Genomic DNA, 13,218 nt, shown 5'->3' on the forward strand with positions numbered 1-13,218 from the left:
GCCCTGACAAGAATATACCTAACCCGTTGATGATAAAGGGCATATTTTGTGGTAAAACCAGAATTACGGGTATGGAAGATGCTGGGATGCAAGCCCCAAACCCTGAATTATCAGTTTGCCAAGCTATGGATTTCACGCATCAATTTAGCTGAGACTTCGCTTTAACTCAAAACTTCGTCGCGGAAATCTGACTGCTGCATTAGATCCTTGTCAGGCGGAGTTTTAAGTCAAAACAGGCATTGTCAAAGCTGAGTAGCGTTTTTCAGTATTATTTTGGTGATGTTGAAAATTGTGCTGAGAGAGCAGGCAAAACATCAGAAAAAAAAGCTTGACGGAAATGAGCTTGATAAAAAGATTGGTCTATTATCGATAAAACTGATTGAAAAATACAAGGAGACATAATGGTCAAGCTGAGACTAAGACGGATGGGTGCGAACGACAAACCCTTTTACCGTATCGTTGCTGTCGATGCCCGTGTCAAGCGGGATGGAAAATACATCGAGTGCATCGGATGGTATGATCCCAAGCCCAATCCGCTAAAACTAAACATTGAAACCGAAAGAGCCATATACTGGATGAGCGTAGGCGCTCAGCCCTCTGATACAGTTCGTTCGCTCTTGCGCAAAGCTGGAGTATTACAGATCTGGCACGAGCGTAAAATTACCGAAAAGAAAGAAGAAGCTGCCGCAGAATAAAGCGATTAAAATTGAGAGGTGAAACATGAAAGACTTGATTGAATTCATGGTGAAAGCACTGGTGGACGATCCCAGTGAAGTGAATCTTACTGAGATTTCCGGAGACAAGATTACCCGTTATGAGCTTCGCGTCGCAAAAAGCGACATCGGTAAAGTCATTGGCAAACGTGGACGCACCGCAGGTGCCATCCGCACGATTATCAACGCTGTAAGTACGAAGCAGGGAAAGAGAGCAGAACTCGAAATTATCGAGTAAATGAAAATCTCCGATCTGGTCGGAATCGGCAGGCTGGGCTCTTGTGATGCCCGAGGTTTTTATCGGGTTCTGATAAAGCCGGAATATATGTCCGTCTTTATGGAAACCGATGAGGTCTTTTTGATCTTTAACAGCGATAGAGTGTTTTACGTAACTATTAGTGAGAGAGAATTTTCAGATAGAAAAATCTGGATCAGGTTCGCCGAAGACGGCATAGATATCGAGCGCGGGCTTCACAAGGAAGTGATTCTCGCCATCGAAAATATCGAAACCGACGAGGATGATGACCAAATGGATGAACTGATCGGATACGACGTCATATTCTCCGGTATCCGCATCGGGCGGGTGAAAGACTATTTTCACAACAACGCCCAATATGTACTTGAGATCGAGACGGAGCTTGGTATCCAGATCCTGCTTCCCTACGTGGACTATTTCGTGGGGAATGAGGATGAGGAACATCGGCAACTGATCGTCCAAAATGTAGAAAGCATTTTGGATAGCAATGATTTGGTGCTGGGTTCCTCGGGTTTGCGGAAAGCCCCTTGAGTAGCCAATATGCGCGTCGAAATCCTGAGTCTGTTCCCGGAGTTTTTCAGCGGATTTCTGTCCTCGAGCATTGTTGCCCGCGCGATTGAATCCAAGGCGATCGACGTCCGGATAACCGATTTTCGCGCCTATAGCCAAAACAAACATCGTAAGGTGGATGACTATCCTTATGGCGGATTTGCCGGAATGGTGATCCAGGCGCAGCCTCTATATGACGCGATCAACGATCTTTTGGAAGAGAGCTTTGCCCCAGTGGTCTATTTCAGTCCGCAGGGAAGAGTGCTCGATCAATCCATTCTCGGATACTATGCTTCATTGCCACGCGTGATCCTGCTCTGCGGTCACTACAAGGAAATCGATCAACGCGTCCGCAATATCGCCGTCTGCGATGAAATCTCGTTGGGGGATTATGTCCTTTCCGGCGGAGAGATTGCAGCCTTGGCATTTGTCGATGGTGTGGCGAGATTGCAGGAAGGCGTTTTGGGAGACATCAACTCCGCGCAAAGCGATTCCTTTTCAGACCAATTACTTGGTTTTCCCTGCTACAGCAGACCAGAGACCTTCATGGAACAAAGCGTTCCGGAGGTACTCCGAAATGGAAATCACAAGCTGATCTCAGACTGGGCGAAAGAGCAATCGATCAAACTCACCCGGACCAGAAGACCGGATTTGACTATCAAGAAATGAACAGACTATACATCGCTTTGGTGCATTATCCTATTGTCAACAAGTGCGGTGAGCGGATCATGACATCCATCACCAATCTGGACATTCACGACATCGCCAGAGCGGCAAAATGCTATGGGGTGATAAGATACTATATCATCCATCCCGATGGCGCACAAAAAGAATTGCTGGCGTCGATCAGCAGATTTTGGCTGGAAAACACAGCGCTGCCCTACAATCCTGACCGCAGCGAAGCGCTTTCCATATTGCGCCAGGCAGACACAATAGATGAAACAATAGAATTGATTACAACGCAGGAAAAAATGCGGCCAATCATAGTTACGACGACTGCACGGAATTTGCCCGATCAGATATCCTTTGGGAGTTTGAAAACCAAATTGGAGAAATCGAAACCGGTTTTGCTGTTATTCGGCACCGGATTTGGCTTGTGTGATGAAGTTCATGACCAGGCGGATTATACTCTTCAGCCGATTAAAGGCTTCGGAGATTTCAATCACCTTTCCGTCAGAAGCGCCGTTGCCGTCGTCCTCGACCGCCTTTGTTCCGATATCATATATGGGAGGAACCATGGATATTCTGCACCAAGTTGGCAGAGACCAAATCAGAACCGACTTTCCCGATTATCGCGTAGGCGATACGGTCAAAGTCCACTATAAAATTAAGGAAGGAAGCAAGGAACGCATCCAGGTGTTTCAAGGTATCGTGATCCAAAAACGCGGTGCCGGCGTTTCCAAATCCTTCACAGTTCGTAAAGTGTCAAACGGAGTGGGAGTCGAGAGAATCTTTCCTCAACACTCACCTAATATTGACAAGCTCGAGATCGTTCGTTTCGGCCAGGTGCGCAGAGCAAAATTGTTCTATCTGCGCAGCGCCAAAGGCAAAGCGGGCAGGATCAAAGAGCGTAGAAGATTCACTGCTTAGTTACGTAATACTATCAAACAAGCCCCTTTGCCCGATCGCGGCGGAGGGGCTTTGGTTTTGAAGAGCCATATACCTTTGAAGATAAAATCCAAGGAAGTAGCCACGATGATCTACACTCATGACAATATCTGTTTGAAGATAGAGATAAAAGACGAAGTTATCGTCGGGATAGATTTCTGCTCCGAGGGGGATTGCGTTGCAAGCCCCATCGGGACTGCACTTGAGAGTGATATCCATCTCCAGTTCGGGGAGTATTTTGAAGGACGGCGGGAAGATTTTGCCCTGCCCTACCTGCTTCAGGGAACTCATTTTCAACTTTCCGTGTGGCAAGCACTGGAAGAGATACCTTATGCCCAGACAGTTTCCTATTCATCCATCGCCCAGCAAATTGGGAATCCCAAAGCGGTGCGCGCGGTTGGCGGAGCCGTCGGATCAAATCCTTTACCTCTGATCATCCCCTGTCATCGTGTGATCGGCAAAAATGGTGCTATCGTCGGTTTTCGCGGCGGCACGGATATCAAACAAGCACTTTTGAATCTCGAACAGAAAGGACAAGCTCACTCGTGATCTTCGGCATCGGCACGGATATCATATCGGTTCAGCGAGTTGCCAGGGTCATTGAAAGAAACCCTCGCTTCGTGGACAAGGTATTTACTACAAACGAGATCGATTATTGCAGTAAGAAAGCCAATCCGGCTCAATCCTACGCTGCCCGCTTTGCTGCAAAGGAAGCTTTGATGAAAGCCATCGGCTCCGGTTGGGACGGACGTATCAACTGGATCGATATCGAGATCATAAACGACTCCCAGGGTAAGCCGGGATTCTCCCTCCATAAAGCCACAAAAGGCTTTATGGAGGACAATGGTATTGATGGCACCCATCTTTCGCTTTCGCATGAAAAGGACTATGCCGTCGCTTTCGTTGTCCTGGTAAAAAATTAGTTGCTTGACAGTATTGTGAGTAAGTATTTTACTGCACAGATTGAGGTAGATTTATGAAATGCATCGTTTTTCTTGGAATCCAGGGAAGCGGAAAAGGCACACAGGCGAAGCTATTAAGCGATCGCCTTGGGTATCAGCATATCAATACTGGGGATTTGTTCCGCGAGCAGATCGGCAGACGGAGCGCGCTTGGAGAAAGAGTGAAAGCCAGTATCGGAAGAGGCGAACTCGTCTCCGACGAATTGGTATTTGAGATCATCGACAGCTCGGTTTTGCCGGATATGAAGGGTATTGTGTTCGATGGTTTTCCCCGCAACACGAAACAGGCTGAGTTCCTTGTCCGCAATTATCAGGTGCTTTGTGTATTTTATCTCGATCTTTCGGAAGAGGACGCCATAAAGCGCCTATCCTCGCGCCGGATGTGTTCTGATTGTGGAGTGAACTTTAACCTCATCAGTCATCCTCCCAAATCTGACGGCGTTTGCGACGTATGCGGCGGTGAATTGGTCACCCGTCAGGATGACAAACCGGAAGCGATCAAACAGCGGATGAGCGAGTTTTATCAACAGACTTTTGAATTGAAAGATTATTTTGAAGCCAGATGCTTGCTCAAGAGCGTCAAAGCGGAATCCGGCATCACGGAGATCGCCACTGAGATCAATGCAGCACTGAACCAAGAGTTTTGAGCCAAGATGAAGGAACTATATCGTAAAGCCCTGAAACACATAGAATTCATCGCCTACCTGCTGGCGATCTGGAGTTTCTTTGTCCTGTTTCTGGAACCGATCATCAGTTTCTATATGAACTATCGCCGGGTGGAGGTTTACACCGCTCTGGCAAACATCGTGCTGCTGCTCTTGACCATCCTGAACCGAGCTTTACAGAAAGCTACCAAAGATCAACGCAAGATAATCTTCTTTGATCTGATCATGCTCTTGATGGGCTCGCTGCTGATGATCTATCAGGCAAAGTTCGTCATCTTCTTTTTGTTGATCAGGCAGACCTATTTTATCCTCCAATACATCATCTTTCGCGCCTTTGAGGGCAAGCTTTACAAGGTGCTGACCGGCAATCCGCCGGTTACCTTGATGCTCAGTTTTGCGTTGGTGATCTCGATCGGGACAATGCTTTTGATGTTGCCGGCTGCCAATGTCCACAATCAAGTGACTCCGTTGGCAGACGCGCTCTTCACTGCCACCTCAGCCACCTGCGTGACAGGGTTGATCGTTCGTGACACCGGCACCTATTTCACTCTCTTTGGACAGTTGGTGATTCTGCTTTTAATCCAGATCGGCGGTCTTGGAATCATGACGGTATCGACGGCGTTTGCCATAGTTCTGGGGCAAAGGATCACACTCAAGCTGGAAAGCGTCATGCACAAAATGGTGGGCGGAACTCAGCATCTGGACGTATTTTCGCTGTTAAAAAACATAGTGATCGTGACCTTGATCATCGAATGCATCGGCGCGGTGTTGTTATATCTCACTTTTTCAGGTATTTATCCGCCATTTCAGGCTTTCTATCTCTCTGTTTTTCACTCGGTATCGGCTTTTTGCAACGCCGGCTTTTCGCTATTTGACAGCGGATTGATGGCATATACGGATAACGTGAACGTCAATTTGAGCATCACCGCCTTGATTTTATTGGGCGGCTTGGGTTTTACGGTCTTGATAGACCTGCACCGCTATCTTTTCATCAAAGAAAAAATCAAAAAACTCAGCTTGCACACAAAGATTGTTTTGCTTACTTCCGGAGTCCTCCTGGCAGTGGGTTTCATCTCCTACTATGTGGCAGAATACAACGGATTGATGAGCGGTTTCACGATCTCCCGCCGGGTGCTAAGCTCATGGTTCCAGAGTGTCACCACCCGCACGGCAGGTTTCAATACCATCGATACCGGAGGCTTGAGCAAAGCCTCGATTTTGATAACTCTGGTGCTGATGTTCATTGGTGCCTCGCCTGGTTCGACCGGCGGCGGCATTAAGACAACAACTTTTGCCGTGTTAGTGCTATCGGTTACTTCGATGCTGAAAGGCAAGCGCGACCTGGGCATTTACAACCGGAAACTGCCTCAGTCAAATTATCGCGAAGCCACCAGTCTGATCACCCTCACAGTTGGGATCGTGTTTTTCATCGTATTCATATTGATGTTGGTAGAACCTCACGGCTTCGAGAAACTCCTGTTTGAAGCGATTTCCGCTTTTGGCACGGTAGGTCTTTCGATGGGTATCACGGCGGATTTGAGCGTGGCGGGGAAGATACTTATCACCGTGCTGATGTATATAGGCAGGATCGGACCTCTGACGATGATCTATGCTTTCTCGATCAGGAAACACTATCTCAATGTAAACTATGCCGAAGAAAAAATTGCCATTGGTTAAGGGAGAATAATATGCCTCGCTATGCTGTAATCGGACTGGGAAGATTTGGAATGACGGTTGCCACAATACTGGCTGAGAACGGGTTGGATGTGATCGCAATCGATAAAAATCAGGCTATGGTGGATGACATTAGTAATAAGGTCACTCATGCGGTATGTATGGATTCCACGGATGAAAATGCCATCCGCATGCAAAATCTCTCCGAAGCGGATGCTGTGATCCTTGGAATTGGGAGCAACATTCAGGAATCGATCCTCACAGCCGCCATCCTTAAAAAGATCGGTGCTGGAGTGATTTATGCCAAGGTCGAGAACCAATTGCACGGACGGATATTGGAACTGATCGGAGTCCAACATGTGCTATTACCCGAGGAAATGGTGGGAAACCAACTTGCCAAAACCCTGATCTCCAAAAACGTGTTGGAATATATCAATCTATCCAGCGGACACATCGTGATCGAATTGGTCGCTCCGCCTGAATTTGTCGGGCGCGCCTTGTTGGATATTGCCTTGCCCAGCGCTCGGGGCATCAACGTTATCGCCATCAAATACAATTATCTGTCCGTCACCGAAGACGGCACAAATATCATCGAGAAACGGTTAAACGACATGCCCGGCGCCAACGATATCGTCAATGAGGGTGACGTCCTCATCCTGCTCGGTCCCAAAAGCAAAATCGACAAACTCATCTACGACACCGCGACAAAGAAGGATTGATATGAAACGCTCGCTCAAATCCAGATATCACCTGCTCATCACGATTCTCTTGGGGATTGTCGTCCTTCAGGCTATGCTGATGCTTATATCACTGAGCACAAGCACAAACCTGCGCGACCTCGTGAGTGACATGCAATCCATCATCATCATCTTCACCTTTGTTATCTTTGTCTATGTCGTTGTGATTTATAACTATATACCCTATCGCCTGCGCAAAACCTTCAAGGAAGTAGGAGGCATCATTGAGGATATCTCACACGGAAAGTACAACATTGATATCGATTCCTCCACCCACGATCAGGATAGCGACATTCAGGAATTGATCCTCGCCCTGCAGCGCATGCTAAATATTCTTTTCAGATTTGACCAGGTGAAATCGGACAAGATATTTGAACATCATCAGCGCATTCAGCAATTGATCAATATGATGAAACAATCCGTGTTGATCACTTCGATCAGCGGAGATATCATCTATTGCAATGATTCGATCCGACGGCGTTGGACAATGATCTCAGAACGGGTGAATCTCAACGAACTGATCTTCAAGCATGATTTCAACGAAAGGATATTTTCCACAATGACAGATGCCCTACGTTTTGGCAACAGTCTCGTGGATGTCGGTTTCGAGGATGCCGAAGGAAAACAAAGCGCCTTGATCAACGGTTCCATCATCCGCAATCGCAAGGGAGCAGCAACCGGCTCCGTATTTATCGTAGATATCCGTGATAATGCAAAACAAAATTAACATTCTCTACGACAAAGAGGAAGCCATCAGATTGGATAAGTATCTGGCAGAGATGCGGATACAAGAACTATACAGTCGCACTTTCATTGAACGTCTAATCAACGAAGACCGCATTCTGGTCAACAATATCCCGGTGAAAAAGAGCTATTTGCTCATTCACGGAGATGAGATCAGCATCAATCTGCCGGATCCCGAACCATGGCACATCGTTCCCCAAAAGATCGAACTGGACATCGTATATGAGGACGAGCAGCTGGCAGTGATCAACAAAGCGCCTGGCATGATCGTGCATCCCGGATATGGCAATCCGGACAACACTTTAGTCAATGCCATGCTCTATCATTGGGGCAATAATCTTTCCACCGGCAGAGAGGCAAACCGGCCTGGCATCGTCCACCGGCTCGACCGCGGCACTTCAGGTCTGATGATCATTGCCAAGGACGACGCCACGCAAAGCCGTCTCAGTGATATGTTTGCCCATCGCGAAGTGAAGAAAACCTATTTGGCGATCACCACCGGAATTCCCGATCCAGGTGAAGACGCCATCGAATCTTGCATCGCCCGCTCAAACACCAATCCGCGTAAGATGTGCGTCGCGGACGAAGGGCGATGGGCGCTCACTATCTACAAAATAATCAAATACTTCCACTTTTTCTCACTTGTCAAAATCCAGCTTGAAACCGGAAGAATGCACCAAATCAGAGTTCATTTTGCTGAAAGAAATATCCCGATTCTTGGAGACCTGCTTTACAATACCCGTAAACAGGTTCATTCCATCGTTCCCGAAAACATGAAGAAGAAAGTGACCGAATTGCTCACCACGCACCTTATGAGACAGGCGTTGCACTCTTGGCGGCTGGAGTTTACCAATCCCATCACCGGCATGGCGCTTGATATAAAGGTTGATCCTCCAGCGGATTTTCTCCACACGCTTGCATGGCTGGACAAATACTTTGCTATTGACACGGATGGCATGGATATAAAATCGCTACTTATGTTGCAGGACACTTGGTAAAAATATGATAAATGACACGGTAGAAAACGTTTTTGCCTCGATTGATGAAGCCATACGGGTCATCAAAAGCGGAGGCATGCTTATAGTTGTGGACGACGAAAACCGCGAAAACGAAGGCGATCTGCTCATGGCAGCGGATTTGATCACGCCCGAGCAAGTGAATTTCATGATCAGTCATGGCAAGGGTCTGCTCTGCGTTCCCATGCGCGAGGAAGCTCTTGAGCGTCTCGAAATTCCTCTCATGACCACTGAAAACAGCGACCGTCACGGTACCAAATTCACCATTTCTGTGGATGCGGTTGAGGGAACTACGACAGGCATTTCCGCCTCCGAACGTGCCAGAACGATCCGAGCGCTTGCAGACGACAACAGCAAACCGGCTGATTTTATGCGTCCCGGACACATTTTTCCGCTTCTGGCGGAGAAAGGCGGTGTCCTGAAAAGAGCCGGACATACCGAAGCAGCCGTGGACATTGCATCAATGGCTGGACTGAAACCGATCGGAGCGATCTGCGAAATTATCCGTGAAGACGGTGAAATGGCGAGGCTGGACGATTTAATTCTCTTTGCCCGCAGACATGATCTCAAGATCATTACCATTGCCGATCTGATCCGTTGGCGACGTCACAAGGATCGCTTGGTGGAACGCGTCTCCATTGCAAAACTGCCCACTCGTTACGGCTTGTTTGACATCGTCACATATATCAGCACCGTATCAGACGAATACCACCTCGCGCTGGTCATGGGAGAGATCACCAAGGAAGAGCCAATCCTCGTTCGCGTGCATTCCGAATGTCTCACCGGGGACGCGCTTCATTCGCTCAGATGCGATTGCGGCGAACAGCTCAACCGTGCCTTCGAGATGATTTCCGCGCTGGGCAAGGGCGTCATTCTCTATATGCGTCAAGAGGGGAGAGGCATCGGTCTGCTGAACAAGATCAAAGCCTATCACTTGCAAGACCATGGCAAGGACACCGTCGAAGCAAATATCGACCTCGGTTTTGCCGCCGATCTACGTGATTACGGCATCGGCGCCCAGATTCTCAAAGACATCGGAATCAAGAAAATGAGGCTGTTGACAAATAATCCCAAGAAGATCGTCGGTCTTCAGGGTTATGGACTTGAGATCATTGAACGCGTGCCGATCGAGATCGATGCCAACGAAGTCAATCAAAACTACCTACAGACAAAGAAAGACAAGATGGGGCACATCCTCGGTGAAATGTAAGATCATCAACGTCATATTCGCGGTGTTGCTGCTCATTGCCTTGTCGCTCAGGGCAGTGGATTTTCCCCGTCCGGTCGGCTTTGTCAACGACTTTGCCGGTCTATTGAGCGAGGAAACCAAGACCAAGATCAATGACTGGGCGATCGAACTCAAGGAAAAGACGGATGTCGAATTTTCCATTGCCACTTTCGAAACCCTCGGTGGCATGGCCGAAAATGAATTTGCCGTCAAACTGATCGAGAGCTGGAAAATCGGCAACAAGGATGACGAAGGCGTGCTCATTCTCCTCGGTCTTAAGGAAAGACGCCTTAGGATCGAGCCTGGCTACGGTTCCGAACCTTACATTGTAGATGCCTTTGCGGACGAAGTTTATCGCGTAATGCGCGACTTTTTGAAACCAGGCAGCGAGGATTGGAATCAGGCATTTATCCAAGGCTCGCTGATGCTGATGGACAAGATAGCCAGGGAAAAGGGAGTCCAACTAACCGGAACGCCGCAGTTTCGATCCCAGAAAACGGGATCGAAAGGCAGTCCGATCCCCGGCATCATCATCTTTTTCGTCTTTGTGTTTCTGATGATCGTCCCCCGTGGACGCATACTCTACGTGTTTTTGTAAATGATGATTTTTAGCGGCAGAGGTGGCGGAGGTTCTTGGGGCGGAGGCTCTACAGGCGGTGGTTTTGGTGGCTTTGGCGGTTTTGGCGGCTTCGGAGGAGGACGTTCAGGTGGTGGGGGAGCAGGAGGAGGTTTTTAATGCTATTTCTTAAATCACTAACTTTTATCGTTTGGAATATCGCGCTCGGCTCGATATTGCTGTTTTGGTTGAATTGGTTTCTCTTTAATCGCAAAGCCAGATATTTCCTTGGTTTAAAGATTCCTCTCACCCCAGGACTGGTGGCGCGAAAGCGGGAATGGGTATTCAACAAAGCACGGGACATTTTGCATGGCTATCTCGATCAGGCGGAAAGCACCTTAAACAGGCATGGCTATCTCGCCAAATGGGAAAAGATGGTGCAGGATATCGCGATGGAAAAACTGTCTTTCATTCGTGAGTGGAAATTCTTGCCCCACGGCTTGAAACTGAAAATCCAAAACACGATCGCGATCCTCGTCAAGGATATCGTCAGCCGTATCCTGCGCAAGAGTGTGCCTCACTTCATCGAACTATGGCGCATCGAACATCGCATCGACGAATATGACGACCAGTTCAGCATCGATTTCTTCTATAAATACTGGCGTAAATATGTATTGAAATACTTGTTTTATGCCTTCCTGGCGTTAAACTTCATCATCGGTTTGATGAACATGATCTGGTATTTGTTCCTCGCTTTGTTCTAAGACAATGCTCAGCTTAAAGGGTTACAACCGCAACAAGATAAAGAGCTTTCTCAGGCAGAGGTTTCATCTCTCCGCGGATCACCGCAGACTGTTGGTGATGTTTATCCTCGTCTGCGCCTTCATCATATTGCTGCTTCTGGCTTCGGCATTTCTTGTCTCGATGGTGGAACAAGATCAAACCGATAGCCTCGCCATCAAAAGTTTCTGGGATGGTATTTGGTGGGCGATTGTGACCATCGCCACGGTCGGATATGGAGACAAGGTTCCGCTCACGCATGCCGGCAGGCTGGTTGGGATGTTTCTCATCATTGTCGGATTTTCACTCTTATCGGTATTCACCGGTTTGATTGCCTCATTATTTGTAGAAGATAAAATCAAAGGAGCGAAGGGTTTGAAACAGATCAGAACGCATGACCACATCGTCATCTGCGGCTGGAACAAGACCGCGGAATTTTTGCTTAAAGCCATGATCGAAAAGAAACTTCAGGATACCGAAGTGTGCCTGGTGACCAATCAGGGCGCCGAGTTCTTTGAAGAGATAGAATCCAAGTTTCCCCATCTGCAGCTCAAGTTTGTACGCGGGGAAGCTACTCAGGAAGAAGTTTTGCGCCGGGCATCGATCTCAAACGCGGCACAAGTGATCATCCTTGCCGATCAGAATCTGGAAAAACAGAGCGCGGACGACCGCACCATCATCATCGCCAATGCCATCCACTATATGGTGCACAAAGACAAGATCACCGTCCAGCTTCACAACACCGAAAATAAGAATCTGCTCTATCGAATCGGCATCTCAAACGTGATCATCTATGACGACATCGGCGGATACATCCTGGCAAACAATATCATCGAAAACCACAGCCTCAAGCTCTTTAGCCAGCTTGCCAAAAGTGCGCAAAACAACATCTCCACACTCGAGATACCCGAACACTTCATTGGGAAAACATACGCCGAACTATTTGATCATATCCGCCACGAAAAAAAGCTGATCCTACTCGGACTGATGACCAAGGAACCGGAACTAGAGATTGATTCCATCTTTTCGGACAATTCTTCTGCCATTGATCAATTCATCAAAAGTACGCTCAGCAAATCCCGCAGCCTCCATCAGGATGAGAAAAGCAGCATCCGCTGGAATCCTTTGGGCGAAAACCGGATCATGGAGTCCGATCTCGCCATCGTCATGACTTGAGGTGAATATGTTGGATATCAATACGTTGAAAAGAATTCCCCTCTTCGCCGCTCTGAGCGATGAACAGCTCATGCGACTGCAGCCATATTTGAAGGAATGCCGGTTTTCCAAAGGCAGCTACATCCTGAACGAGGACACATTTGGAGATCAGACCTTTTTGCTCTACAAAGGCAGCGTCCACGTCACCAAGAATCTCGTCAAAGGTTTCAACGAGGATCAGGTTTCCACGGAGAAGGTGCTTGTCACGCTCAAAGGCGAAAATCTGCCCACTTTCGGAGAAAACGGCATCCTCGGCCACGCGCCGCGAAACGCAAACGTCATTGCCCAGACGGATTGCGTTCTTTACACCTTGAACAAGACCGATTTTGACAGCTTTGCCCTGGATAACATCGAAGCCGCATACAACGTCATGACCAATATCGCGCGGGTTCTCTCCATGCGTTTGAACAGTACGGACGAAAATCTCGTCAAGCTGGCAACGGCATTGTATATCGCCGTGCAGCAATAGATTCCCCAACGCCTTTATCATCGAAGGATTCATGCGGATGATCGCA

General features: G+C 48.0%; 19 protein-coding genes. 18 read left to right on the forward strand and 1 reads right to left on the reverse strand.

Going from position 1 to position 13,218, the window contains the following annotated elements:
- The first annotated feature begins 401 nt into the window (after window positions 1-401).
- From rpsP to trmD, 4 genes are read left to right on the forward strand one after another with little or no spacing between them, the layout of a single operon-like run.
- Entirely contained in the window at window positions 402-695 is a 294-nt protein-coding gene (gene rpsP / locus Q8M98_05755) for a 30S ribosomal protein S16 (protein MDP3114267.1), read from the forward strand.
- A 25-nt stretch (window positions 696-720) separates the two neighbouring features.
- Entirely contained in the window at window positions 721-951 is a 231-nt protein-coding gene (locus tag Q8M98_05760; GenBank protein ID MDP3114268.1) for a KH domain-containing protein, read from the forward strand.
- Complete coding sequence (locus Q8M98_05765) at window positions 952-1,500, forward strand: hypothetical protein (protein ID MDP3114269.1); 549 nt, start codon at window positions 952-954, stop codon at window positions 1,498-1,500.
- A 9-nt stretch (window positions 1,501-1,509) separates the two neighbouring features.
- Window positions 1,510-2,187: a tRNA (guanosine(37)-N1)-methyltransferase TrmD gene (gene trmD / locus Q8M98_05770; protein MDP3114270.1), complete on the forward strand. Its 678-nt coding sequence runs from the start codon at window positions 1,510-1,512 to the stop codon at window positions 2,185-2,187.
- Between the two features lie 404 nt (window positions 2,188-2,591).
- Here the strand turns inward: trmD and Q8M98_05775 are convergent, their stop codons facing one another.
- Entirely contained in the window at window positions 2,592-2,756 is a 165-nt protein-coding gene (locus Q8M98_05775) for a hypothetical protein (protein ID MDP3114271.1), read from the reverse strand.
- Between Q8M98_05775 and rplS the strand changes: the two genes are divergently transcribed.
- Genes rplS through Q8M98_05845 form a run of 14 tightly spaced genes read left to right on the forward strand, consistent with a single transcriptional unit; the run spans window position 2,755 to window position 13,172 of the window.
- Window positions 2,755-3,108, forward strand: coding sequence for a 50S ribosomal protein L19 (rplS, locus tag Q8M98_05780; protein MDP3114272.1), 354 nt, complete (start codon window positions 2,755-2,757; stop codon window positions 3,106-3,108). The two genes, Q8M98_05775 and rplS, sit on opposite strands and share 2 nt — an antisense overlap.
- Before the next feature lie 57 nt (window positions 3,109-3,165).
- Window positions 3,166-3,675, forward strand: coding sequence for a methylated-DNA--[protein]-cysteine S-methyltransferase (locus Q8M98_05785; protein ID MDP3114273.1), 510 nt, complete (start codon window positions 3,166-3,168; stop codon window positions 3,673-3,675).
- Window positions 3,672-4,049, forward strand: coding sequence for a holo-ACP synthase (locus Q8M98_05790; GenBank protein ID MDP3114274.1), 378 nt, complete (start codon window positions 3,672-3,674; stop codon window positions 4,047-4,049). Before Q8M98_05785 ends, Q8M98_05790 begins: the two co-directional genes overlap by 4 nt.
- Window positions 4,050-4,102: 53 nt before the next feature.
- On the forward strand, window positions 4,103-4,735 hold the full coding sequence (locus Q8M98_05795; GenBank protein ID MDP3114275.1) for a nucleoside monophosphate kinase: 633 nt from the start codon (window positions 4,103-4,105) through the stop codon (window positions 4,733-4,735).
- Window positions 4,736-4,741: 6 nt separating this feature from the next.
- On the forward strand, window positions 4,742-6,430 hold the full coding sequence (locus Q8M98_05800) for a TrkH family potassium uptake protein (protein MDP3114276.1): 1,689 nt from the start codon (window positions 4,742-4,744) through the stop codon (window positions 6,428-6,430).
- 11 nt (window positions 6,431-6,441) lie between these two features.
- Window positions 6,442-7,146, forward strand: a complete 705-nt coding sequence (locus Q8M98_05805; GenBank protein ID MDP3114277.1) for a TrkA family potassium uptake protein — start codon at window positions 6,442-6,444, stop codon at window positions 7,144-7,146.
- Window position 7,147: 1 nt separating this feature from the next.
- Window positions 7,148-7,891 carry a hypothetical protein gene (locus Q8M98_05810; GenBank protein ID MDP3114278.1) on the forward strand — a complete coding sequence of 248 codons (744 nt, stop codon included), beginning with the start codon at window positions 7,148-7,150 and terminating at the stop codon, window positions 7,889-7,891.
- Complete coding sequence (locus tag Q8M98_05815) at window positions 7,875-8,906, forward strand: RluA family pseudouridine synthase (protein ID MDP3114279.1); 1,032 nt, start codon at window positions 7,875-7,877, stop codon at window positions 8,904-8,906. Before Q8M98_05810 ends, Q8M98_05815 begins: the two co-directional genes overlap by 17 nt.
- 4 nt (window positions 8,907-8,910) lie before the next feature.
- A complete protein-coding gene (locus Q8M98_05820) occupies window positions 8,911-10,134 on the forward strand; it encodes a bifunctional 3,4-dihydroxy-2-butanone-4-phosphate synthase/GTP cyclohydrolase II (protein ID MDP3114280.1) in 1,224 nt (407 codons plus the stop codon).
- A complete protein-coding gene (locus Q8M98_05825) occupies window positions 10,124-10,750 on the forward strand; it encodes a TPM domain-containing protein (GenBank protein ID MDP3114281.1) in 627 nt (208 codons plus the stop codon). The genes Q8M98_05820 and Q8M98_05825 overlap by 11 nt, the downstream gene beginning before the upstream one ends.
- Window positions 10,751-10,888: a hypothetical protein gene (locus tag Q8M98_05830; GenBank protein ID MDP3114282.1), complete on the forward strand. Its 138-nt coding sequence runs from the start codon at window positions 10,751-10,753 to the stop codon at window positions 10,886-10,888.
- The gene (locus Q8M98_05835; protein MDP3114283.1) at window positions 10,888-11,472 is read left to right on the forward strand and encodes a hypothetical protein; all 585 of its coding nucleotides are present in this window, start codon (window positions 10,888-10,890) and stop codon (window positions 11,470-11,472) included. Before Q8M98_05830 ends, Q8M98_05835 begins: the two co-directional genes overlap by 1 nt.
- Before the next feature lie 4 nt (window positions 11,473-11,476).
- A complete protein-coding gene (locus Q8M98_05840; protein MDP3114284.1) occupies window positions 11,477-12,664 on the forward strand; it encodes an ion channel in 1,188 nt (395 codons plus the stop codon).
- A gap of 7 nt (window positions 12,665-12,671) precedes the next feature.
- A complete protein-coding gene (locus tag Q8M98_05845) occupies window positions 12,672-13,172 on the forward strand; it encodes a cyclic nucleotide-binding domain-containing protein (protein ID MDP3114285.1) in 501 nt (166 codons plus the stop codon).
- Window positions 13,173-13,218: the final 46 nt, after the last annotated feature.

It is taken from the genome of Candidatus Cloacimonadaceae bacterium (assembly GCA_030693415.1).
In the GTDB taxonomy this organism is placed as follows: domain Bacteria; phylum Cloacimonadota; class Cloacimonadia; order Cloacimonadales; family Cloacimonadaceae; genus JAUYAR01.